Annotated in this window: 22 protein-coding genes; 18 read left to right on the top strand and 4 right to left on the bottom strand. The window is 56.5% G+C overall.

Features of this window, described 5'->3' with window-relative positions; all coding sequences use genetic code 11:
* Window positions 1-96: 96 nt before the first annotated feature.
* Both Enr10x_RS13060 and Enr10x_RS29935 read right to left on the bottom strand, forming a co-directional pair.
* A complete protein-coding gene (locus Enr10x_RS13060; protein ID WP_145107097.1) occupies window positions 97-1,191 on the bottom strand; it encodes a serine hydrolase domain-containing protein in 1,095 nt (364 codons plus the stop codon).
* 283 nt (window positions 1,192-1,474) lie between these two features.
* The gene (locus Enr10x_RS29935; RefSeq protein WP_197996499.1) at window positions 1,475-1,636 is read right to left on the bottom strand and encodes a hypothetical protein; all 162 of its coding nucleotides are present in this window, start codon (window positions 1,634-1,636) and stop codon (window positions 1,475-1,477) included.
* On the opposite strand from Enr10x_RS29935, the gene Enr10x_RS13055 reads away from it, so the two are divergent.
* Together Enr10x_RS13055 and Enr10x_RS13050 are read left to right on the top strand one after the other, a co-directional pair.
* Entirely contained in the window at window positions 1,635-2,753 is a 1,119-nt protein-coding gene (locus Enr10x_RS13055) for a mandelate racemase/muconate lactonizing enzyme family protein (RefSeq protein ID WP_145107100.1), read from the top strand. The two genes, Enr10x_RS29935 and Enr10x_RS13055, sit on opposite strands and share 2 nt — an antisense overlap.
* 49 nt (window positions 2,754-2,802) lie before the next feature.
* Window positions 2,803-3,549, top strand: a complete 747-nt coding sequence (locus tag Enr10x_RS13050) for an SDR family NAD(P)-dependent oxidoreductase (RefSeq protein WP_145107103.1) — start codon at window positions 2,803-2,805, stop codon at window positions 3,547-3,549.
* A gap of 9 nt (window positions 3,550-3,558) precedes the next feature.
* Here the strand turns inward: Enr10x_RS13050 and Enr10x_RS13045 are convergent, their stop codons facing one another.
* Together Enr10x_RS13045 and Enr10x_RS13040 are read right to left on the bottom strand one after the other, a co-directional pair.
* Window positions 3,559-4,722, bottom strand: coding sequence for an FG-GAP repeat domain-containing protein (locus tag Enr10x_RS13045; protein ID WP_145449730.1), 1,164 nt, complete (start codon window positions 4,720-4,722; stop codon window positions 3,559-3,561).
* 1,142 nt (window positions 4,723-5,864) lie between these two features.
* A complete protein-coding gene (locus tag Enr10x_RS13040; protein ID WP_145449727.1) occupies window positions 5,865-7,304 on the bottom strand; it encodes a DUF1501 domain-containing protein in 1,440 nt (479 codons plus the stop codon).
* Between the two features lie 301 nt (window positions 7,305-7,605).
* Between Enr10x_RS13040 and Enr10x_RS13035 the strand changes: the two genes are divergently transcribed.
* The 16 genes from Enr10x_RS13035 (at window position 7,606) to tnpC (ending at window position 23,477) form a co-directional block, all read left to right on the top strand.
* Window positions 7,606-9,105 carry an outer membrane protein assembly factor BamB family protein gene (locus tag Enr10x_RS13035; RefSeq protein ID WP_145449724.1) on the top strand — a complete coding sequence of 500 codons (1,500 nt, stop codon included), beginning with the start codon at window positions 7,606-7,608 and terminating at the stop codon, window positions 9,103-9,105.
* A gap of 62 nt (window positions 9,106-9,167) precedes the next feature.
* Window positions 9,168-10,355 carry a glycoside hydrolase family 71/99-like protein gene (locus tag Enr10x_RS13030; protein WP_197997594.1) on the top strand — a complete coding sequence of 396 codons (1,188 nt, stop codon included), beginning with the start codon at window positions 9,168-9,170 and terminating at the stop codon, window positions 10,353-10,355.
* Between the two features lie 448 nt (window positions 10,356-10,803).
* On the top strand, window positions 10,804-11,838 hold the full coding sequence (locus Enr10x_RS13025) for a LacI family DNA-binding transcriptional regulator (RefSeq protein WP_145449718.1): 1,035 nt from the start codon (window positions 10,804-10,806) through the stop codon (window positions 11,836-11,838).
* Window positions 11,839-11,877: 39 nt separating this feature from the next.
* Window positions 11,878-12,930: a nucleoside hydrolase gene (locus tag Enr10x_RS13020; protein WP_145449715.1), complete on the top strand. Its 1,053-nt coding sequence runs from the start codon at window positions 11,878-11,880 to the stop codon at window positions 12,928-12,930.
* A gap of 18 nt (window positions 12,931-12,948) precedes the next feature.
* Window positions 12,949-13,881, top strand: coding sequence for a ribokinase (rbsK, locus tag Enr10x_RS13015; protein WP_145449712.1), 933 nt, complete (start codon window positions 12,949-12,951; stop codon window positions 13,879-13,881).
* A gap of 13 nt (window positions 13,882-13,894) precedes the next feature.
* A complete protein-coding gene (locus tag Enr10x_RS13010; protein WP_145449709.1) occupies window positions 13,895-14,881 on the top strand; it encodes a sugar ABC transporter substrate-binding protein in 987 nt (328 codons plus the stop codon).
* Window positions 14,881-16,428 carry a sugar ABC transporter ATP-binding protein gene (locus tag Enr10x_RS13005; protein ID WP_145452659.1) on the top strand — a complete coding sequence of 516 codons (1,548 nt, stop codon included), beginning with the start codon at window positions 14,881-14,883 and terminating at the stop codon, window positions 16,426-16,428. The genes Enr10x_RS13010 and Enr10x_RS13005 overlap by 1 nt, the downstream gene beginning before the upstream one ends.
* Window positions 16,425-17,426: an ABC transporter permease gene (locus Enr10x_RS13000; protein WP_145449706.1), complete on the top strand. Its 1,002-nt coding sequence runs from the start codon at window positions 16,425-16,427 to the stop codon at window positions 17,424-17,426. The genes Enr10x_RS13005 and Enr10x_RS13000 overlap by 4 nt, the downstream gene beginning before the upstream one ends.
* Before the next feature lie 294 nt (window positions 17,427-17,720).
* Window positions 17,721-18,422, top strand: coding sequence for a hypothetical protein (locus Enr10x_RS12995; RefSeq protein WP_145449703.1), 702 nt, complete (start codon window positions 17,721-17,723; stop codon window positions 18,420-18,422).
* A gap of 21 nt (window positions 18,423-18,443) precedes the next feature.
* Complete coding sequence (locus tag Enr10x_RS12990) at window positions 18,444-18,908, top strand: hypothetical protein (protein WP_145449700.1); 465 nt, start codon at window positions 18,444-18,446, stop codon at window positions 18,906-18,908.
* Window positions 18,909-19,021: 113 nt separating this feature from the next.
* Window positions 19,022-19,366, top strand: coding sequence for a VOC family protein (locus Enr10x_RS12985; protein ID WP_197997592.1), 345 nt, complete (start codon window positions 19,022-19,024; stop codon window positions 19,364-19,366).
* Window positions 19,367-19,482: 116 nt separating this feature from the next.
* A complete protein-coding gene (locus tag Enr10x_RS12980; protein ID WP_145449698.1) occupies window positions 19,483-20,055 on the top strand; it encodes an ester cyclase in 573 nt (190 codons plus the stop codon).
* Between the two features lie 172 nt (window positions 20,056-20,227).
* Window positions 20,228-20,611, top strand: a complete 384-nt coding sequence (locus tag Enr10x_RS12975) for a hypothetical protein (protein WP_197997591.1) — start codon at window positions 20,228-20,230, stop codon at window positions 20,609-20,611.
* 227 nt (window positions 20,612-20,838) lie between these two features.
* Entirely contained in the window at window positions 20,839-21,183 is a 345-nt protein-coding gene (locus tag Enr10x_RS12970; protein WP_145447816.1) for a hypothetical protein, read from the top strand.
* A complete protein-coding gene (gene tnpB / locus Enr10x_RS12965) occupies window positions 21,180-21,533 on the top strand; it encodes an IS66 family insertion sequence element accessory protein TnpB (RefSeq protein ID WP_145447815.1) in 354 nt (117 codons plus the stop codon). Before Enr10x_RS12970 ends, tnpB begins: the two co-directional genes overlap by 4 nt.
* Before the next feature lie 138 nt (window positions 21,534-21,671).
* Window positions 21,672-23,477: an IS66 family transposase gene (tnpC, locus tag Enr10x_RS12960; protein WP_145447814.1), complete on the top strand. Its 1,806-nt coding sequence runs from the start codon at window positions 21,672-21,674 to the stop codon at window positions 23,475-23,477.
* The last annotated feature ends 119 nt before the right edge of the window (window positions 23,478-23,596 follow it).

Genomic DNA, 23,596 nt, shown 5'->3' with positions numbered 1-23,596 from the left:
TTTGTTCCGTTCCTCGCTTGATCCAGATTGTATATCGCGAGGCGGGCAGGCACACAGGCCTGCCCCTACAACTCAATTGGATCGCTTCCCTGGTTACTAACCCAGTCCAAGGTCGGTGTAGATGGCGTCGTTGATTTCTTTCGCGCGGCGCTGGTGTTTGGGTTCGCCTGGTCTGCCGTTGGCCACGACGGCAACGACCAGTTCCCGCTCGGGATCGGCAAAGGCGATGGAGGACTGTGAGCCGCCGTGTCCAAACGTGGGTTCCGAAGCGGCTTCACCAAATCCGTAGGGCACCGTCCGGGCACCGTAGCGATTCGAATTGACGATGAAGCCGAGGCCGTAATCGACCTTGTGTTGCAGTGTCAGGTCGAATTCATCAATGCGGTGCCGGGTGGTCATGGTTTCAACCGTCTGCGGTTCAAACAGGGGCATACCAGAATTGAGCAGGCATTCGTAGAACCAGCCCAGTTCACGGATCGGCCCACGGGCGTTGCCGCCCGGGGAAGGTTTGACACACCGCGGGGCTTCGTGCCAGTCGGTGAGCAGCATCTCCCCTTTGTCTCGCTGGTACACGTAGGCGATGTTGTCTTTGTTCTGTGTGTAGACCTCTTCGGGCATGCCGAGCCAGCTATTGGTCATGCCCAGGGGTTCGAGGATCAGTTCCCGCATCGCCTGGGGATAAGGTGTTTCGGTGATCCGCTGCAGGACTTCGCCCAGAATGAACCAGCTGGACGAAACATGATAGCCGGCAGTTTTACCGATCTGCCAGTTGTCTTCGAGCGGGGCTTCGCAGATGCGGAGAATCGATTCTTCCCAACTCAGTTCGGGCCAGCCCGGATCGACATTGCGAAAGCCGGCGGTGTGATTGAGGATGTGCAGCAGCGTGATCGGTTCTTTGCCGTGAGTGCCGAACTCGGGGATGAACCGGGTGACGCGGTCGTCGAGACTCAGCTGTCCCTGCTCCCAGAGTCGGGCGATGGCCATCGCGGTCAGCGGTTTGCCAGCCGAGAGCCAGAGATTGATTGTCTTGGCGGTCATGGGGACACCAGGCCGGGCTTCGCCGATGCCGGTATCCGCGATGGTTTCTCCCTGGAGAGAGACATAGATCTGCACGCCGGTATGGAGTCCTTTTTCGATCCCTTCCAGGATGCGCTGTGCGGTGGTGGGGAGACGGTCGGACAGTGCTGACACGGAAAACTCGCTGATTTCAATAAAATGGGAGAGAGGCTTTGACTGTACGTTGCTTTTAGCGGAATGGGGTCGGTAATTCAACTGTGGGTACCGATCAAATCTTCTCGAGACCGGGTGAGCCCGAATGTACATTCGGGCCGAGCGCAGCGAGCAGGAGGTTGCTGTGAGAACTTGCGAATTAAGTTTGCATTTTCGATGATTGATCGTAGATAGAGTGAGTCACGTTTTCTCTCCATACAATGTGTATACTGCAACCTCCTGTTGCCTGCGGCAATCCCGAATTTCATTCGGGAGCACCCGGTGCAGAGTATTTTTCTGTTCTCTGCGCGGCTGTTGATTCCTGATTGAAACCGGTTCTGGTATCATGGGGGCGACCATCCGCAACCCGCGCCGGTTGATGTTTGAGTTCCCACTCACTCTGAAAGGAAGCGAGACGACCAGCCATGAAGATTACCGCGATCAAGACCTTTCCCGTACGCATCCCCCTCAAACCGGAACGCCGGATGATCTCGGCGCTGGGGAAACATGATGTCTCTGAGTACCTGGTGTTACGGGTGGAAACGGACGCCGGCATCGAAGGGGCCGGCGAAGCGACGGTCATTTCCCGCTGGAGTGGCGAGACGGTCTGGAGTGCCCAGTCGATCGTGGATCGCATCTTCACTCCCCTGCTGCTGGGCCATGATCCATGCGACATCGACGGCGTGAATCAGATTATGGACAAAATTGCCCAGGGGAACTGGTTTGCCAAGTCAGCGATTGAGATGGCCTGCTGGGACATCAAGGGGAAAGAGGCGGGCAAGCCGGTGTATGAACTGCTGGGGGGCGCTGCCCGCAGCCGGTCGATCAAGTGCCGGTTTTCGATGGGCGCGTATTCGCTGGAACGGGCCGAACGACGGACGAAGGAACTGGTGGCGGCCGGCTTCACCACGATCAAGGTCAAGGTGGGAACGAATCCGGATGACGATGTGGCCCGCGTGAAAATGGTGCGGGAAACGATGGGCCCTGATCTGGAGTTGACGATTGATGCGAACGCGGGCTGGGATGCCGCGACCGCGATTGCCGCGATGGAGCGAATGGAAGAGTACAATGTGGCGCTGTTCGAACAGCCCACTCCCCGGGGGGATTTTGCCGCGCTGGCCGAAGTGCGCCGGGCGATCAAGCCGGAAATCATGGCGGATGACATCTGCTTTGACCTGGCGGATGCGAAAGAGTGTATCCGCAACGACGCCTGCGATGTGATCAACGTCTATCCCGGTAAAAACGGCGGCATCAGCAAGACAGTGGCGATTGTGGAATATTCGGCTGAACATGGCATTCCCTGCAGCATCGGTTCGAACCTGGAACTGGATATCGCCTCGGCTGCGATGTGTCATTCGGTGATCGCCTGTCCGAATATGAATATCGAACAGTACCCCGGGGACATTCTGGGACCGGAATACCACGAGATCTCCGTCGTCAAAAATCCGCTGCAGATTGAAGGCCCGGTGATTACGCTGCCCGAAGCGCCGGGACTGGGGATTGAAGTCGACTGGGGCGTTGTGGAAGCCAATCCCTGCAGTTAAGCTCTGCTGAACCAACTTTTTTAATGAAACTTTTCACTGGAATTCATAGATGAATGAAAATTACGTTGCGCTGATTACCGGTTCTGCTACGGGTGTAGGCCGCGCCTGTGCCCTGAGGCTGGCAGAAGAAGGATTTGATATCGTTGTCAACTATTCGCAGAGCGAGGCAGAAGCCCAGGAGACCAAAACACTGGTGGAAGAGATCGGTGTGCAGGCACTGCTGATTCAGTGTGATGTGAGCGATGATGCCGCTGTCAAAGCGATGGTGAGTGAAGTCGAAACGAAATGGGGGCGGCTGGATGTGCTGGTGAACAATGCGGGGACGACCGAATTCATCGAGCACAACGATCTGGATGCGGTGACCGAAGCGATCTGGGATCGTCTGCTGGGTGTGAATCTCAAAGGGCCGTTCTTCTGCATCCGGGCTGCGGCACATCTGCTGCGCGAGAGCGAAATCGGTGCGGCAGTGAATGTCAGTTCGACAGCAGGCATCGACGGACGCGGTTCGAGCGTTCCTTACTGTGCCAGCAAGGGGGCGCTCAATACGATGACGAAATCACTGGCCCGCGCATTGGGGCCGGAGATCCGCGTGAACTCCGTCTGTCCCGGCCCGATTGACAGCCGCTGGCTCAAGCGGGTGATGACCGACGAACAGCTGGCGGAGATGACTTCCGAGTACCCGATCCCCCGCCCTGCCCTGCCGGAAGACATTGCGGATACGGTGGTCTATCTCGCGCTGGGGACGTCACTCTCCACCGGGCAGATGCTGGTCGTCGATGGCGGCAGGACGATGTAGGCCGTCCTGTTATTTCGATTCGTTCCAGTAGATCTTCAGGTTGTGGGAATTGCGACCGGCGGCGACGATGTCAATTTTGCCGTCGCCGTTCAGGTCGCCCAGGCGGATGTCTTCACAGGCCATGCCGTTGTCATCGATCCAGGCCGACTTCCAGTGTTTGCCTGATGCGTCGGTGGCCCAGTAGACTTTAACGCCGACCTTCTGGTCCTTGTTGGGCGTGCGCCAGCCCGCCACGATTTCCTGCTGGCCGTCGCCGAACAGGTCTGCGGTAGCGATGGCGTGACCGGCTTTGATGTTGTCATCCAGGATTTGACGTTTGCTGATTTTCTTCTGCCCAGGTGCGGTTTGATAGAGTACCAGACGGTCGCCGTGCAGTGGTTCGATGGTGGCGATGAATGGACTGTCTGCAGACAACTGGCCCATGCGGATTTCTCCACTCCCTTCGATGAGGGGGAATTTCTGTGTGGACCATTTCCCGTTCTCGTAAGTCAGCAGCATGGCTCCTTCGCGACCGGCGTAGAGAATTTCTTCGGCGGGCGTATCCGGCAGCCACTGGGCGGGATCCAGGTTGTGGGTGATGTGCATGGTGTCTTCGATGACGGTCTGCTTCCAGGTGTCTTGGGGGTTGGCGGGCTTTTCGTAGGCGATCAGTTTGACGCCGGCCCCTTCCCCTTTTTTGTTCCCTTTACCGTGTAACGGGGAGACGACGAGTGCGAATTTGTTGTCTTCCAGTTTAACCCACCGCATACGATGGATAACCGGCTGGTTGGGGAGCGGGATCGGTTCCCAGAGTTGTGTGCGGTCGGCTGGTGGATCGAGGTAGAAGACCGCGCCGGAATTCAGGGTGTCGCCGGGATTCCATTGTCCGCCGACGGCGATTTCGACTTTCCCGTCGCCGTCAATATCGCGAGCCGCGATGCAGACGTTGTCGCGCTCCGTCAGGTTTTCAGCGATGACATGCCGCTGCCAGGTCGGGTTCTGGTACCAGACGAATTCTTTCTTGTCGGCCAGCAGGATATCCGGTTTGCCATCCCCGTTGACATCGCCGATGGCGGTGCCGTAACCGATTTCGACGGTGTCGTCGATGGTCTGCGGTTTGAATTTGGGGGTCGCATCTGCGGCGAAACAGACTGTGGTGGAAAACAGGCAGGCGGTGATCAGGGAGCGCAGCATGGGAAACCTTTGTCAGTTTGGAGTTGGCTGTGGGGATTGACGGTATAACTACGATTGAAGCTGATCGGGAGGCGGAATGCAAGGAATTCCGTGGATTGCGATCCAGTTGTCAATCGAACTGACACTTTGACAGGTGCCGCCAGTGCGCTGGTGGGTTTGCACTATTCTGGAGGAGGCCTATCGGTATGATTTTCCGTGGCAGCTGACATTATTGAAATGATGGGAGGTCTCTCGGGATCTGTGAGGCTGTCCTGCTGGTTTCCTGCTCGCTGCGCTCGCCCCGAATTCCATTCGGGGGTACCCGATTTCTTAATATCGTAAGTGGTACATTGATGGTAATTGTTGAGATAGCTCTCGATCACTGTTGGCGAGCCAACAGTGCCACACGGATTTGGGAGCTCCTAAATACAGCGAAAGCTTTCTCCTTGTGTGAAGGTGATTTGTTATGCGGTAACGTGTGTTCGTTTGCGGGATATAAAGGCAATAAGCGGTTTTAAGCGGTCAATAAGCGTCGAAACTTGACCGAAATGGAGGTGGGTGAATGAGCAGTCGTTTGGCAAATTGCTCTGAAACCAGTGGGTTTTATGGTGTTCCTCGGCAACCGGTGTCTGCTGTTCCGGTGAAAAGTTTGTGTGACTCGCGCGCGCGACGCATAACAGGGCATTCTGGTCAGATGCAGGTGCGGGTCCAGTCCAGTTTATTCAGTGGTGAGGAGGATATGTTGAGGTGGGAAATGTTCATTCTGAAAGCACTGTCGGGCAAGCCGAGCAGTGGCACGCGACAGATCAGAGGATGGGAGTGTTTTGGGACATTTGAAATGTTGCTCTGTCAGTTTCCTGCTCGCGGTGCTCGCCCCGAATTGTATTCGGGGTGACCCGTTGAGGTGAGAAATGTTCATACTGGAAGCACTGTCGGGCAAGCCGAGCAGTGGCACGTGACAGATCAGAGGATGGGAGTGTTTTGGGACATTTGAAATGTTGCTCTGTCAGTTTCCTGTTGCCTGTGGCAATACCGGATTACATCCGGTGCTACCGGGGGACGTTTATCTGGGGACCATGGGTGTGTTTCACTGTCGATGTGACGTCGAAAGGCGGGCAGGCACACAGGCCTGCCCCTACGCTGGAGGCACATTGAATACAGGTTTAACTGAAAAGCTGTTTGAGGGGTTCGCCGCCGTCGTTGATGGGGATCGGGCGGTCGAGGGAGTCGGGGAGCATCAGTCCCGGATCGATGCCCAGTGCCCAGTAGATGGTGGCGGCGAGGTCTTCGGGGGTGGTGGGATGCTCAATCGGTTTAGTGGCCTGGCGGTCGGAACTGCCGTAGGTGGTGCCTCCCTGGATGCCGGCACCGGCGAGCAGTGCCGGGAAGAGCTGGCTCCAGTGTCCGCGGCCCCAGCTTTTATTGGGTTTGGGGGTACGCCCCATCTCACCCAGAGCGACGACGAGTGTTTCGTCGAGCAGGCCCCGCTGTTCCAGATCAGCCAGCAGTGCGGCACAGCCCTGATCGAAGGTCGGGAGCAGGTTGTGCTGGACGTCGTCACTGTTACGGTGCGAATCCCAACTGTAGCCGTCGACACAGTCGTAATGCACGGTGACGAACCGCACACCCGCTTCGACGAGGCGGCGGGCCATCAGGCAGGACTGGCCGAACAGGTGCCGACCGTACTGGTCACGGAGCTGGTCGGGCTCCTGCTTGATGTCGAGGGCATTGCGGGTGTTGTCGGAAGTCAAAAGGGCGAGCGCCCGTTGCCGGAAGCGGTCAAAAATCTGGGCATCTTCTTTGTCGAAGTTGCGTTTCATGAGGTCGAAGTGTTTGAGCAGATCGATGCGCCGCTGGATGGTCGAGAGGGGGACTTCGGGAGCGAGCCCTTCGATTTCGTAGCTGAGTTCCTCGTCGGTGCAATTGCGCCAGTAGGGATTGTCGGTCGAGTCGCGGCTGTCGACGGTGGTGGAAAGCGGATTGTAAGCCCGTCCGAGCCAGCCCGCGTATTCACCGGGACGCAGATAGCGACCGCCGGCCTGCAGGCGTCCGAGTCGATTGGGGAGTACGGTGTAGTTGGGCAGATCGCGATCGAGTCCGCCAGGGGAATGCTGAGTCAGGTATTCGACGACCGAACCCATCGAAGGCCAGTCTTTGGGAGTCGCATCGAATCCGCCGCCGATGGGAAGGTGCCAGCGCTTGCCTGTCTGGACATAGTGACCGCCGCCACTGTGGTCGTTGAACGTGTGCGTCATACTGCGAACGACGGAAAATTTATCGGAGACATTCGCCAGTCGCGGCAGATGTTCGCTGATGAGCAGACCCGGGGTACGGCAGGCAATGGGCTGGAAGGGACCGCGAATTTCGCTGGGGGCTTCCGGCTTCATGTCGAACGTTTCGAGCTGGCTCGGGCCGCCGAAGAGGAAGAGGAAGATGACTGATTTCGCCCGTCCGCCCTGAAAGGGGTTCACAATCTGCTGCTGTTCCGCCTGCAGCATTTTCGGGAGTGAGAGGCCGAGGAGCCCTGCTCCACCGGTGGTCAGAACATCGCGGCGGGACATTCTTCCCGCGGCGCGCTGGGGCTGATTCAGAATCGAGAACATGGGATAAACCTTTCGTTCAATTCAGTCTGATACGTGAATTCGATTCCTGCTCGTGCCAGCAGTGCGAATATCCGGTGAGGCGACCTGAATATTCTGCCGCACCATTCTAACAAGTCATCGACAGGCTGTCTCTATGATATGCAGGTTTTTTTATGTGTTTTTCCGGGACGCAAAAAAGTGAAATTCGGTGGTAGGTTTTGCAGCACAGGGTGGGTAAATTGGAGCCTGATTAATTTCATACTGAAGAATCGAGTTTAGTGCGCTACGTCATCTCTCTTTCAGCTTGCAGGAGATTCAGGGAATGCTTTCGTTACGGAATCGGGGACTGTTACTTGCTTTACAGATTTTATGTTTCACCGGGTTAAGCGGGATTGCTCCCGTGCAGGCAGAGGACTGGCCCCAGTTTCGCGGGCCGAACTGTTCTGGTGTCTCCACTTCAAAGAAGGCGCTGCCGGCCGAGTTCGACGATCAGAAAAATGTGATCTGGTCAGCAGAGCTGGGCGATGGCATCGGTTGCCCGGTCGTCGCGGCGGGGCGCGTGTTTACGTCGGGAATGGTCGATAAGGAGAAAGTCGGTCTGTATGCCTTCGATGCCGAGACCGGTAAGAAACTGTGGGAGCGGACCTGGGATACGGGCGAACTGCTGGAGATTCACAAAACCAACAGTTTTGCAGCGACTACACCGGCTGCCGATGACGAGCGGGTTTACTTCTACTTCAGCACGCTGGGGATGCTGGCCGTCGATGCCGAGACGGGCGCGGATGTCTGGAAACAGGAACTGCCGGTGCCCTATTTTGTTTTCAAGTGGGGCGCGGGAATGTCGCCCACGCTGTATAAGGATCTGGTACTGTTCTGTCAGGACGACGACCTGGCGCCGGCGTTTTATGCATTCGATAAAAAGACGGGCAAGATCGTCTGGAAAGATGATCGCAGTGACCAGGCGGTGAACTATTCGCATCCGGTGATCTGTGAAACAGACAAAGGGGATGAGATTGTAGTCGCGGGGACCGGGAAGCTGATCGGCTACGATCCGAAGACCGGGAAGCGGCTGTGGAGCGCCCGCACCCTGCTGCGGAATATCAAAACCACGCCGGTGAGCCGGGACGGGATTATTTATGTCTCGCTGCAGAGTGGCGGGATTGCCAATCAGTGGCTGGCTTCGATCGACCGCTGGGAGACCGGTAACAGCGATGGTAAAGTGACCAAGGATGAGATTCAGGCCTTCGTCGGTAAGACCAAAGTGCCCGAAGCATTTTACAAGAAGACCTTCGACCGGGGCGACCTGAATAAGGATGGCGCGCTGGAAGGGGAAGAACTGGACATCGCGTTTCTGCCGCCCGGCAACGAGGCGGGCGCCAAGTTCGGAGAAGAACCGGCCCAGGAATTTGTGCTGGCCGTCAAAGGGGGCGGTCGCGGGGACGTGACGAAATCGCACCTGCTCTGGAAGCATAAGACAAAGTACACCGACCATATTGTCTCTCCCCTGGTGACCGATAAGCGGATGCTGCTGATCAAGGGGGGCGGGATTTCGACCTGTTACGAGATCGACAAAGGCAAGAAGGTCTGGGGCCCGAAGCGGATCCAGAACGAATGCGAATACTTCGCCTCTCCGATTTATGGAGACGGGAAGATCTATGTGGCCGGTGAGAACGGCAAGATCGTGGTGCTGGAAGACGGCCCCGAGCAGAAGATCATCGCCAAGAACGACATGGGGGATTCGATTCTGGGAACCCCGGCGATTGCTGATGGGCGGTTGTTTATTCGGACCCGCAAGCACTTATATTGTGTAGGATTGAAATAATTGTGAACTGGCTGCGTTTCAGGTTTCCATCTTGGTTCAAAAGCATGCTGTCTGCGGGCAGCATGCTTTTGGTGTTTCTGCTGTCTCAGATCTCTGCACACGCTGAGCAACCGGTCTTCGTGCATTACATGCCCTGGTATGCGACAAAGCCGGTCAGCGGACAATGGGGCTGGCACTGGACGATGGGGCATTTCAATCCGGACAAGCTGGCTGGTAAAGGGATCAGAGAAGCGGCCACGCATGATCCCCCCGTCATTGGACTGTATGATTCGAATGATCCCGATGTGCTGGAGTGTCAGGTCTTGCTCATGAAGCTGGCGGGGATTGAGGGGGTAATCATCGACTGGTACGGGATCACGGATTTTCGCGATTATGGATTGGTGCACCGTAACATGCAGCACCTGATCAAATTTGTGAAACGGGCCGGTTTGAAGTTCGCGATCTGTTACGAAGACCAGACACTCAAACATCTGGTGGAGGGAAAACAGATTCCGGCTTCTCAGGTGATAGCGCAGGGAAAATCAGTGATCAGCTGGCTCGACGAGCACTGGTTTGGCGATGACGCTTATCTGCAGGTTGAAGGTAAGCCTCTGCTGCTGGTATTCGGTCCTCAGTATTTAAATCAATCACAGTGGAAAGAATTGAGGTCCGGCTTGAAGCATGCACCGCTGATCTGTGGATTGCCGCATCTGGTTCAACCCGCCGGGCTGGACGGACTCTTTGCCTGGCCCCCTGTTTCGGGCGGGAAAACGGTCACGCCTGAAATGTGGCGGAAACGGCTCACTGAGTACTACGCACGAGCGCCACAGGAGACGGTTATATCAGTTGCCTTTCCCGGATTTCATGATATCTATCAGCAGGCGGGCCTGCATGAGAGCTATGGATCAATCGACGCTCGGGATGGAAAGACCTTACAGGAAACGTTGCAACTGGCAGCCGAGAGCAAGACGCCGCTGATTCAGGTCGCGACCTGGAACGATTATGGCGAGGGGACCGTGGTGGAACCTCAGGCACAGGGGGGCTATCGGAATCTGGAAATTATCCGTTCGTTTATTGATGTCCGGTATCCTCGGAAAGTTACAGGGACGGCCCACGATTTACGGCTGCCGGTGTTGTGGTATCGACTCAAGAAACAGTATGCGGGTGAGCAGACAGTGACGGCGAAACTGGATGAAGCCGCCGCCCTGCTCCTGGCGGGAGACATAGAGCCGGCCCGTCGGATTCTGGAAGAGTTTCCGCTGGATGAGTGAGTGGAGGATGGGGCTGACGTTGATCAGTCGTCTTTTGGTAGAGATCATCTGGTGGCGGATATTCCCCTTTTTCGGGCCGCTCCAATCTGTATGATTTCTCCAGGGTGAGGCGCGTTTTTTATGCAGTCAGCGTGCTCCCTGTGACCTCCTGTTGCCTGCGGCAATACCGGATTACATCCGGGAGCACCTGGTATTGAGGTTCCGTAAATCATCGTAGGGGCCACCCTGTGTGGTGGCCCGCTGTGTTGATCTGGTTTGTGTCTTTTTTTGAAAGTGGTCTCCGGCTCCGTTTAAAGCGTAAGCTGGTTTGAATGTCGCGAGGCGGGCAGGCACACAGGCCAGCCCCTACGCCGCACTTGGTTTGATTTCAAAATCTGAAAACCCCTGTTATGCTTGATCTTCGCTGCTGATCTGGTATTATGCACAAACGATTGTGCAAAGGGTTTCCATGAGTCAGTTCAGCAATAAACCGGTTACGTTGAAAGAGGTGGCTGCCGCTGCCGGGGTGAGCGTGTCGACGGCGTCACGGGCACTCTCCGGTAAGGCGGAGGCGTATCGAATCAGCAGCAGTACGGAGCAGTTGGTGCGGAAAGCAGCGCAGAAGCTGCAGTTCTCCCCCAGCCTGCTGGCGCGGTCATTGCGGTCACAGAAGACGAAACTTCTGGGCGTGGTACTGCCCAATGTGGCGAACCCCTTCTTTGCGGCGATAGCACGCGAGATCACACTGGCGGCGGAGGAACAGGGATACTCGGTGCTGCTGGCGGATAGTCAGGAGAACAGTGAGACCGAGGCCCGGCTGGTAGACCAATTGCAGGCTCGACAGATTGAAGGGCTGGTGGTCTGTCCGGTGGGGATTGAAGACCGCCATTTAAAATCGCTGGCGAAACAGAAACTGCCCCTGGTGCTGGTCGATCGCGGTTTTGACGATCCCGCGCTGGTGAGTGTGACGTCCGATCATCGGGCGGGAGCCCGGGAGGGGATGCAGCAGCTGCTGGAGGCGGGGCACGAGACGATCGGCGTATTACAGGGATTGCCCGAGACCCTGCCCAACCGGGAACGACTGGCGGGAGTGCAGGCCGCCCTGGAGGCCCAGGGACTGAAGTATGATCCGAGCCTGATCGCCGGTCACAATTTTGATGAAGCATCCGGATATGCAGCCGCGAAAACTTTGCTCACGGAACGTCCCGAGATAACCGCACTGTTTGCTTTCAGTAACCAGAATGCACTGGGGGCACTGCGGGCGGCCAGTGAACTGGGACGCGCGATTCCCGGTGATCTGTCGTTGATCGCCTTCGACGATCACCCGTTCGCCGCTTATCTGGCAGCGCCGCTCTCGTCGGTGAGCCAGGATGTGAACCAGCTGGGGCGCGTGGCGGCTCGATTACTGTTGGAGCAGATCCGGACCGGTTCACCACCCGAACAGAAACATTATCAGATTCCCGTTCAGCTCATTCAGCGGGCTTCCATCCAGTCGCCCGCCTGAGCGAGGACGATTTATCAACCAGAAGAAGGACATCCTGCAATGAAACGATTCCCTCAGATGCTCGCCCTGACGGCAGCGGTGCTCAGCCTGGTCTGTGTACTGCCGCTGAACCGGATTACTGCTGCCGAACCGGAACGCCCGGTGCCCCTGATCTTTGACACCGATATCGGAAACGATGTGGATGACGTCCTCGCTTTGGGCATGATTCATGCGCTGGAGGCCCGTGGCGACTGCAAGCTGCTGGCGGTGACCATTACAAAAGACAATCCGCTGGCGGCGTCTTTCACCGATGCCGTGAATACGTTTTACGGTAAGGGAGATGTGCCGATCGGGATCTGCAAAAGCGGCGTGACTCCACAGACTGGCAAGTTTAATGTGCTGGCGGAAAAGAAAGACAACGGCCAGCTGCGGTATCCACACGATCTGACGGATCCGAAACAGATTCCGTCAGCTGTGACGGTGTTGCGGAAGGCACTGGCGGGGGCGAAAGATCATTCGGTGGTGATCGCGCAGGTCGGGTTCTCGACGAACCTGTCGAATCTGCTCAAGTCGCCCGCGGATGACATCAGTCCGCTGACGGGGGAACAACTGGTAAAACAGAAAGTGAAACTGCTGTCGGTGATGGCGGGGGCCTTTGAGAAGATTCAGCACAAGGGGAAGATGGTCGATCATCGGGAATACAACGTGGTGAAAGACATTCCAGCGGCGCAGAAACTGGCGCAAGACTGGCCGACGCCGATTGTCTGGAGCGGCTTTGAGATTGGTCTCTCGGTCCCCTACCCGCACGAGAGCATCCTGGAAGATTATAACTATGTGGATCATCATCCACTGGCGGAGGCTTATATTCTGTACATCCCGCCGCCGCACGATCGTCCTACGTGGGATCTGACCAGCGTGCTGTACGGCGTCTTTCCGCACCGGGGGTATTTCGATCTGTCTGAGGCAGGCACTGTGACCGTTGAGAAGGATGGTCTGACAACCTTTGAAAAATCAGCGGAAGGAAAGCATCGCTATCTGAAACTGAACGATGTGCAGCGGGCCCGCCTGATTGAAGCACTCGTGCAGCTCTCCAGTCAGCCTCCTCAGAAGTAAAAAGAACGGGAGGCTGTGATGAGCGAGACACGACGTGCCCGCATCGCCGTACTGGGATCGATCAACATGGATCTGATGATCCGGTCGGCGAAGCTGCCCCTGCCAGGCGAGACGGTGATCGCAGATGCGAAAGTCGAGAACCCCGGAGGTAAAGGCGCCAACCAGGCGGTCGCCGCAGCGCGAATGGGAGCGGAGGTGACCATGATCGGCTGCGTGGGGGATGACAGTTTCGCAGAGGAACTGGTGCAGAACCTGGAGGCCGAAGGTGTGCAGACGCAACTCATCTCGCGGAAGCGAGAGACTACCAGCGGCGTCGCGGTGGTGATGGTGGAGACGAGCGGCGAAAACGCGATTCTGGTCGTCCCCGGAGCCAACGGCCTGGTGGGACCAGCGGAACTGGAACAGGCGCGGCAGGTGATCTGTGACAGCGATGTACTGCTGATGCAGCTCGAGGTCCCGGTGGAGACTGTGATCGCGGCTGCTTCGATCGCGCGGGAGGCGGGGGTACCTGTGATCCTGGATCCGGCCCCTGCCCCGGCTCACTTCCCGGCAGAGTTGCTGGACGTGGATCTGATCTGTCCGAATCAGTCGGAGGCGGCGGCACTGCTGGGGCAGTCTGTTGCTTCTGTTGAGGAAGCGAAAGCACTCGTTTCGACCCTGGCACAGCAGGGGCCAAGACGGGCGATTATTACACTGGCCGATCAGGGGGCGGTGATCTTTGATGGCGAGCGCGTGGAAACGGTAGCCGCGTTTGAAGTCGATGCGGTCGACTCGACGGCTGCCGGGGATGCGTTTGCGGCGGGACTGGCAGTCCGACTGGCGGAACAGGCCGATTTGAAGGAAGCCGTCCGGTTTGCTTCGGCGGCGGGTGCCCTGGCGGCATCCGGGGCGGGCGCCCAGTCGGCGATGCCGACGCGGGAACAGATTGAAACACTTTTAACCAGACAGTAACAGGAGCGCTTCGATGAATCAGTTTTGGAAAGGGACCAGTTTTGTGCTGGTCTTTATAGTCTGTGGTCTGCTGCTGAGTTGTGCAGAGCCGGCAGACAAAGCAGCGAAATCGACGGGGGAGAAATCAGAGAATAATCAGAAGCCGAAGATCGCGTTGATCATGAAATCGCTGGCGAACGATTTCTTCTCGACGATGGCGAAAGGGGCCGAGACGCATCAGCAGGAGCATGGCGACGAATACGAACTGGTCGTCAACGGGATCAAGGATGAACGCGATTTGAGCCGCCAGGTGGCGCTGGTCGAAGAGATGGTTGCCAGCGGCGTGGATGCGATTGTGATTGCCCCCGCGGATTCGAAAGCACTGGTGCCGGCGCTGAGAAGAGCCCGTGAAGCGGGCGTGGTTGTGATCAACATCGACAACAAGCTGGATCAGGAAATTCTGGCGGCAGAGAAGATCGAGATCCCGTTTGTCGGTCCCGATAACAAAGCGGGAGCTAAGAAAGTAGGCGACTATCTGGCGAAGCAGCTGAATGCCGGGGACGAAGTGATCGTGCTGGAGGGGATTCGGACTTCGTTTAACGGGACGCAGCGGCGGCTCGGTTTTGAAGAGGCGATGCGCGCGGCGGAGATCAAGATTGCGGACAGCCAGTCGGCACAGTGGGAAATGAGCATGGCGAATACACTGGCGCTGTCGATGTTGAGCGAACATCCCAAGGTCAAAGCGATCCTGGCGGCGAATGACAGTATGGCGCTGGGGGCCCTGGCGGCGGTGAAGAACAACGGCAAAGCGGGCGATGTGCTGATTGTCGGCTTTGATAACATTGCTGCGGTACAGCAGGCGATTAAGGACGGTCAGATTCTGGCGACCGCAGATCAGCACGGCGATCAGCTGGCCGTGTATGGAATCGAGTATGCCCTGAACCTGCTCAAGGATCCGCAGGCGAAACTGGAAGACCGGGAGACGCCCGTCGATCTGGTGACGGCTGAGGTTCTGAAATGATGGGCACGACGCTGCGGTTTTCTGCAGAAGGGCTCTCTAAAGACTACGTGGTGCGTGTGCTCGACGGTGTGTCGTTTGAGCTGCGCGCGGGCGAGATTCACGCGCTAGTAGGCGCCAACGGAGCCGGGAAGAGTACGCTGTGCAAAATCATTTCCGGCCTGGTCCCGCAGACGGAAGGTCAGATGCAGTTGAACGGAGTCCCCTACTCTCCTGCAGACAAGCGGTCGGCGGAGTCCCTGGGCGTGCAGATTGTGCAGCAGGAACTGAACCTGATTCCGACGCTCTCCGTGGCCGAGAATCTGCTGCTGGGACGCTATCCGCAGCGGTGGGGCGTGATCGATCGCCGGGAGCTGCAGCGTCAGGCCCGTGCGGCGCTGGACCGGTTCGGGCTTACGGATATTGCTACGGATCAGAGCGCCGGGAGCCTGGGAGTGGGCCAGCAGCAGATGCTGGAGATCGCGGCAGCGTTGGATCGGAAGTGTGAACTACTGATTCTGGATGAGCCGACGGCGGCGCTGAGTGCGGGTGAAACGGAGCGCCTGTTTGCGCGGCTGGATGAGTTGCGTGCGCAGGGCGTGGGCATTATTTATATCAGTCATCGTCTCGATGAGATTGCCCGGATTGCGGACCGGTTGACAGTACTGCGGGACGGGAAGTATGTCAGCACGCATGCGGTGAGTGAATTTCAGCCGATCGAGCGGGTGGTGGACCTGATGACGGGAGAAACGCAGGCGGTGCAGTACGCGCTGCAGGAGCATCGGAATCACACGACAGCGAACACGTTGCTGCGTGTGAATGGCATGACCGGCGGACCTGTGGAAGACGTCAGCTTTTCGGTGCAGGCGGGGGAACGGTATGGGATCGCGGGGCTGGTGGGAGCGGGACGGACGGAACTGGTGCGGCTGATCTTCGGAGCCGATCGCGCGACGCGGGGCGACGTATTTCTGCGGGGCGAGAGTGTGCCCCGTCGATTCGGACATCCACACGAAGCGGTGGCGACGAAAATGGCGATGGTGACCGAGGACCGCAAGCAGAATGGTTTGCTGCTCTCGCAGTCGATCCGGGTGAATACGACGTTGAACAGCCTGGATCGTCTGTCGGGGGCTCTGGGAGCGATTAACCGACGCCGGGAAGCGTCTGTGGTGCAGGCGGAGTGGGAGCGGCTGCGGATTCATGCCCGGGATATGGAACAGAGTGTGGGAACGTTGAGCGGGGGAAATCAGCAGAAAGTGGCGATCGCGAAGTGGCTGCTCAAAGATGCGGATGTGTTTCTGTTCGATGAGCCGACGCGGGGCATCGATGTGGCGGCGCGGCGGAACATTCACCAGCTGTTCGATCAGCTGGCTCAGCAAGGGAAAGCCCTGGTGATTGTGAGCAGCGATCTGGAAGAGCTGTTCGAGACCTGCGACCGGATCGGTGTGATGTCGGCGGGGCGGCTGGTGAGTGAATATACCCGCGCAGACTGGTCTTACGAAGCCGTCATGCAGGACTGCTTTTCAGGATATTCAACACAAGAGAAAACGACTGCTTCAGGAGCGAATTTATGACAGACTCCCCTGCCCCTGTTTCTGAAGTTGTGTCTGAAAGTCAGACACGCGGCGGACTGACCTACTCCCTGTTTCAATATGCGGGCCTGTTGGGAGTGCTGGCGCTGCTGGTGCTGATCTTCAGCCTGATGAGTAACCATTTTCTGTCACGGCAGACGCTGGTCACGGTGGCGAATAACATTCCGGATCTGCTGGTGATTTCAGTGGGGATGACGCTGGTGCTGATTATTGGCGGCATCGATCTATCGGTGGGGTCGCTGCTGGCGCTCTCGTCGGCGGTACTGGGAGTGTGCATGGTCAACTGGGGCTGGCCTTTGTGGGCGGCGGTGCCGGTCTGCCTGGGGATTGGTATCCTGTGCGGTGCTCTGAATGGCGCGATCAGTGTGCTGGCGGGGATTCCCTCGTTTATTGTCACTCTGGGGATGCTCGAAATGGCGCGGGGAAGCGCGTATCTGCTGACCGACTCGCAGACGAAATACATTGGATCTTCGATTGAATGGATTGGCGTGCCTGTGAAGGGGCTGCTGTTTTCGCCCGCATTTCTGCTTGCACTGGTGATTGTGGCGGTGGGACAGTACCTGCTGACGCGGACGGTGTTCGGCCGCTACTGTGTGGCGATCGGAACGAATGCGGAGGCGGTGCGGATGTCGGGAATTCCGACGGCCCCCTGCTCGATCGCGGTGTTTACGATCAGCGGTCTGTTGTGTGGCCTGGCGGGCGTGATGCAGACGTCGCGGCTGTCGACGGCCGACCCGAACGCGGCGGTAGGACTGGAACTGTCGGCGATCGCAGCCTGTGTGATTGGCGGGACGAGCCTGATGGGCGGTCGGGGTTCGGTGGTGAATACATTCTTTGGTGTGCTCATCATCGCGGTGCTGCAGACGGGGCTGGCCCAGATCGGGGCGACAGATCCGATCAAACGCGTGATTACCGGGGCGGTGATTATCGTTGCGGTGCTGCTGGACGCGGCGCGGCAGCGTTGGAAACGTGGCGGGTGACCACGGACGGCACGGAAGGGGATATTGCTGAAGGCAGCAATGCGTGTTGACTTTCGATGATCCATCAGTGCTCGCCCGGCGGTAAAATAAATTTGTTGACATATAAACATCAGGTGTTGTAAAGTTTATTCAGGTGGGGATCATCTGTATCTAATTCACTTTTTTGAAACCTGCTCACAGCATTTCTTTATGTGCCAATCATGGACCTGTCTGACAGGCGTGTGAATTACCACTACATGCTGCAACATTGCGTTTCAGGTAACATGAATTCATAGCCAGTTTGGGAGATAGATCATGTCTCGATATCCCCTGTTTCTGCTTTTGGTGTTGCTTGTGCCTTCTGGATGTGCGAGTGGGAAAGTCGAGGAAGGAAAAAAATTTGTCGAGTTTCCCTGGCCTCCGCCGAAAGCTTCGGCACAATACGTGATTCCGGAAACGTATTTTCAGGATGGTTCCGGTAAGCAGGTGCTGGTCAAAGATGTGGACCAGAAAATTTGTGATGCACTGACGGATCAAGGTTATTCAGAACGCAGCTATTTTGCTGTTCCGGGTGGTTTTGCTCTGGTTACCAGGCTGGAGCAATTTGACAAGGAGGGGAAATCTAAAACGCCACCCGATCGATGGGTGACTGATTTGGCACCCATGCGTGAATTTTCTCTCGGAGATTACATTCGCGCTCTGTTCACCGCCAGTCCCGGGTATTACCGGGTGATCGTGTTTATTGTAACGCCGGTTCTGTTTGATCAGACCGATCAGAAAGTAGAACGGGAAGAAGCGATGGCCTGGTTGCAGAGCGGTTTAAACAGTTTACCTGATGATGTGGGAGCACAGGAGTACTCTGAGAGCCATGAATGCACGGCATTAATATATGAATTCAAGCAACCGGCAAAAGGAACGGAGGCCGAATTTAATTTACCGGGACAGCTTTCCGGGCTGGAACATTTGACAAAGGCGGGACTGCTTGAAGGGATCAAGCAGCATGGAGACTCAAAGTAATCTCAGCTGAAAGTTGAAGTTATGAATGACCGTATTTTGCTCTCAGAAGCACGCTGGGGACTTTCAAAAATCTGGTTTATCTGGGGAGGCATGCTCTTTCTGATCATTGTGATCCAGTCAATTTTTGGCAGGTATGGTGAACAAGTCAAAGAAGCCTGGTCCTGGTTCATTCCGACGATTGTGCCGACACTCTCTCTGATGATGGGAGTGCTCGGAGCGGAAGCGATGCTCAGTAATGATGACGTTCGCAATGTAAAAAAGAATTTTTACATTATCACCTGGTGGCTTTCCTTTGGATACCTGCTGGTTCTATCGGTTACGATTCTACTCGAGCCATTTGCACCGATGAAAACGATTGACCTGTATCTGTTATCCAATTTCTGGCTGTCACCATTTCAGGGAATTGTAGGTGGGGGGGTGGCATTACTGTTTACTTCTCAAAGAAAAGAATCCCCTGCTGAAACAGTTCCGCCCGCAGCAGAGTAACCAGATCAAGTAATTTAAAGGGACAGCTTCTGGGATCCCGCGCCTGCAGAGTGGAATCCATGAAGAAGTTGAGCATTCTGCATCACAAGCAGTAGAAAACAGTCGAACTGAGCATGAATCTGAAATTCAATTTACTGGTGTTGCGTTGTCGTGATATTGAAGTGAGCCGGGGGTTTTATGAGCAACTGGGACTTGTGTTTGAGCGGGAGCAGCATGGTTCCGGTCCTGTGCATTACGCGGCTGTGTTTGCGGGGATGGTGTTCGAACTCTATCCGCTGAAAGAGGGAGAGCCGGCGGACCGGTCTCGGCTGGGATTTGCGGTTAACCTGGAGACTGATCTGCGAGAGAGCCTGGAAGACGCCGGGCTTGCGATCCTTTCACAGTATGAAGCCGATCAGGAGCCGGTGTTTGTGGTGGAGGATCCGGACGGGCGGAAGGTTGAAGTGCGGCAGAGGTGACCTGTTGAACTGGTGGGACCACCACTAAGGGCTCGGATTTTTTACTACCACGAAAGGCACGAAAAACACGAAAAGGATTTTGTGGTGGGGCGCAGGGATAATGACAGGGGGAGCAGATGTATGAATTTGATGTCGAACGATTGACGCCGGAGCAGTGGGCGATGGTGGTGTTGTGGGAGGCGCATCTGGCGGCGGAGTTTGAGACGAAGGATGCTGATGCTTCGTGCGGTACGATGACTGACGTGCCTTATGTGAATCATGTGCCGACGATTACGGGGGGCGTGGGGCATCGGCAGCTGAATCACTTTTATGACCGGTATTTCATCCCGAATATGCCGGACGATCTGGAGATGGAGATGATCACGCGGACGGTAGGGCTGGATCGGATTGTCGATGAATTCGTGATTCGCTGCACGCATTCGGTTGAGATGTACTGGCTGCTGCCGGGGGTGCCTCCGACTGGACGACGGCTGGAGTTTGTCGTGGTCGTGATTGTCTGCTTTGAAGAGGGCAAGATGAGCGAGGAGCACATTCACTGGGACCAGGCATCGGTGCTGGTTCAGGCAGGGTTGCTCGACCCGGAACATCTGCCGGTGGTGGGGGCGGAAGGTGCACGGAAGATGCTGGATCGGAATGCGGTGCCTTCGAATTTGTTGATTAAACGTGGTGTGGAGGATGAGTTGTTGTAGGTGACCGGTTGGTATATATGATTAGTTGATCACAAACTTGCTACATGAAGAAATTTATGATTAAGATGAGGTGTGTTTTTTTGTTTATATTAGGATGTTGAACACTTGTTGCATCTGGGTTAAAATGCGATTCTTAAGTTAACTGGGTTGTGTTTTAACGGGGGGCGGTGGCATGAAAAAGAAATCAGTTAGATCAAAAGGTAATAGTAAAAATAACTCAGGTTCTAAGGGGAAACCACAAAAATCTGCACCAGCCAAATATCCCAGACATGCTGTGTCCAAGTCTTTGAGAATCCCTCAAGCGATCCTTGAACAGAATGCTGGTAAGCCTTGTTCTGTAAAAGAATCTGCGACTTTCCTCGGTGTTGGTGCTGCAGGTCCATATCAAGTTGAGGTCAGTTCAGGAATTAAATATGGTTTTCTTGAAAGACCAGAAGCTGGGCAAATATCAGTAACTGAGTTGGCAAAAAAAGCATTACGTCCAAAATCCCCACAAGACAAATTAGAAGCAATTCGCGAAGCAGTTCTGCAAGCACCAATTGTCTCTGATGTTTGATAAAGCAACAAACATTCTGTAAATTTCCGGGGCCTTCGGTCTCTGTGATCAGCATTAAATTGTCAGGTATCTCATGCCGGTTTCCCAGTCGTCGCTGAGTTCCACCAGGACCGCGGTCACCAGCCTCAGCGTAACCGTACACCAGAACCATTGTAGGCGCAGGGTTTAGAATCTCGGGTTTCCTCACGTTTCCCATACAGGAGATCCCATGGTCCAAAACAATTCGAGTGAAACCGCCCAAGTCTGGGCAGACCGACTGGAGCGATTCGACCAGGCTGAAATCACCGTCGCGCAGTTCTGCCAAAACGGAAAACGTCTCAAAAGCGTCCTACTATTACTGGCGGCGGAAGGTCCGCGGCCGGCGGAAGATCCGCGGTACCACCAGGAGAGACCATCAACGGCTTCGCGACAGCACGTCTGCCCCTCCTCGACAGACGGGCAGAAAGCCGGCAGGCTTCCTGCCCGTCACGCTTGCAGCGTCCTCACCGGCCACTGTCATGGCCGTCGATCTGCCGGGCGGCATTCGCATTCGATTCGAGATCCCGTCCTGTAGCCAGGAGGCCCGCTCATGATGGGCTTGCCCAGCGGCACGCCCATCTACCTGTGCACCGAGCCGGTCGATTTTCGTAACGGCTTCGACGGTTTAACCGGCATTGTCACCGCGACGCTGGGTCAGAACGTCCTCAACGGTTCTCTATTCCTGTTTGTGAACCGCCGACGCGATCGTATCAAAGCCCTGTGGTGGGAGACCGGCGGACTGACGTTATGGTACCGGCGGCTTGAGCAAGGTACCGTTGAGCTGCCAACGCCCGAAGACGACAAAACCCACGTGACCATCGATTCGGTCGAACTGGCCATGTGGATCGCCGGCGTTTCGCTGAAGTCGTCCAGGCACAGAAGAAAGCGAATGACTGCGGTCTGAGTCGCAGCCTCATCAAAACATCCTTCGGCAAACCGGCCTGGCGAGAATCTATTTCGCGGGCCGGTTTTTGTTGGGATTTGCTTTTTTTATTGATCATCGGGTAGTGCGAAAAGTCCGAATTCTTATAATGCGTCCATCATGGCTGATGAATCACTTCCCCACGACATCCAAGACTGCCATCGCTTGATTGCGATGTTGCAAAGGCAAGTCGATGACGGGCAACAAACGATCAATCAACAAGCGACCCAGCTTTCACTCAAGGACAAGCTGGTCGAAGAACAGGCCCACTCGGTCTTGCAGCTCAAGGACAATCAGGACCAGCTCAATGAGAAAGTCACCGAGCTGAACCTGACGATCGAGAAACTTCTTAAACAACTCTACGGCCGTAAGAGCGAACGGCGAATCGACGGTGCCGGTCAGTTGCTGCTGGACCTGGGCGAGGAAGTCACGCCCGAAGTGGTCAGCGCGCTCGAAGAAGCGATCCGGCAAGCTGAACAAATTGCCCAGGACGCCGCTGAATCGAACCGAAAGTGCCAACCCAGGCGACCGCGACCCGACGACCGTAAATTCCCCGCCCACCTGCCGCGTTATGAGAAACTCGTTGACCTTCCCAAGGAACAACGCGAGGGATTGAAACTGATCGGCTACGATGAAGTCGAAACGCTTGAGTTGATCCGCAGTGAACTACGCGTGCGGGTGACCAGATATGCCAAGTACGCGCACCCAGCGGACAAAACCCAAGGCATCCTCAGTCCTGAGCGGCCGACCGGACTGGTCGAGGGCCATCGTTTCGATCCATCGATCGGTGTAGAAGTCGTGGCGGCGAAATACTTCTATCATCTCCCGTTTTACCGCCAGCAAGACCTGTTCGCCGGCAGTGGCTGGACCCCCAGTCGCAGCACGCTGCAAAACATCGAAGCGGGTGTTGAGTTTGCACTTCGTCCGCTGGCGGCGCACCTGCGCAGCTATCTGAAACAGGATCAAACGATCGGTTGCGACGACACCGGCGTGTTGTTGATTACTCCCGCCGCGATGCCGGATCTGTCCCGGCATCCCCGCGGGCAGCGGATCGGCGAGGTGCTGGAAACCGCGATCGCCGCCGGCAAGCCCAGCATCAACGCAAAGATGTGGGGCTATTACGCCTCGCGTCTTCCGGTGGTGGCGTTTGACTTCACGGTCAGTCGTCACCGGGACGGACCGGATGAAGTGCTCAGAGATTTCGCGGGCAACCTGATCGGAGATTGCTGGTCGGGTTTTCAGAAGATCGAGGTTCGAAGTGGCTCACGGATTACGTTCGCCGCGTGTTGGGCGCATGCGCGTCGTAAGATTGACGAGTGCCGCAGCGCGTTCCCGCTCCAGGTCGCTCAGCTCGAATCGTGGATTCGGATGCTCTACGACGTCGAGGACCAGATCCAGAGGCTCAATGCGTCCCAGCGGCTGGCCCGTCGCCGCCGCCTGTCGCGTCATGTACTGGGTCTGATCGAAGAGTACTTGTCCGGCGAAGAGATGTCGCCGGGTCGTGTTTTACCCAAGAGCAATCTTGGTCAAGCCGCTGCGTACATTCGTCGTCACTGGAAGGCCTTGTCGCGATTTATTGATGACGCCTCGATCCCGATTGACAACAACGATTGCGAACAACTGATGAAACGTGTGGCCACGGGTCGCAAGAATTGGATGTTCAAAGGATCGGTGTTCGCTGGTGATCGAGCGGCGAACCTGATGACGATCGTGGGTACGGCGATTCGTAACGACCTGGACGTAGCTGCTTACCTGCACGACGTGTTGCAGCGTGCCCTTGACGGCGAGACGGACTGGGCCAGGCTGGCACCGCACGCCTGGAGAGTGGACCACCCTGAATCGATTCGAACGTACCGCCAGGACGAGCGTCGCCAATCCGCTGACCGCAAACGCAAGCGTCGAGCCCGACGCCGCCTCAGCAAATAATCAGCCCCAGCGAAATGACTGGTCCTGGTGTACGGTTACACCGAGCTTGGTTGTCTTTGAACGTCCGGCAGGAGAGCTTCGTCCATCTGACGGCGTTCTTGCCTTCCTTGATCCACTGC

The sequence above is a fragment of the Gimesia panareensis genome (assembly GCF_007748155.1).
Lineage (GTDB): Bacteria > Planctomycetota > Planctomycetia > Planctomycetales > Planctomycetaceae > Gimesia > Gimesia panareensis.
This window is presented reverse-complemented; position numbering and strand designations above follow the sequence as displayed.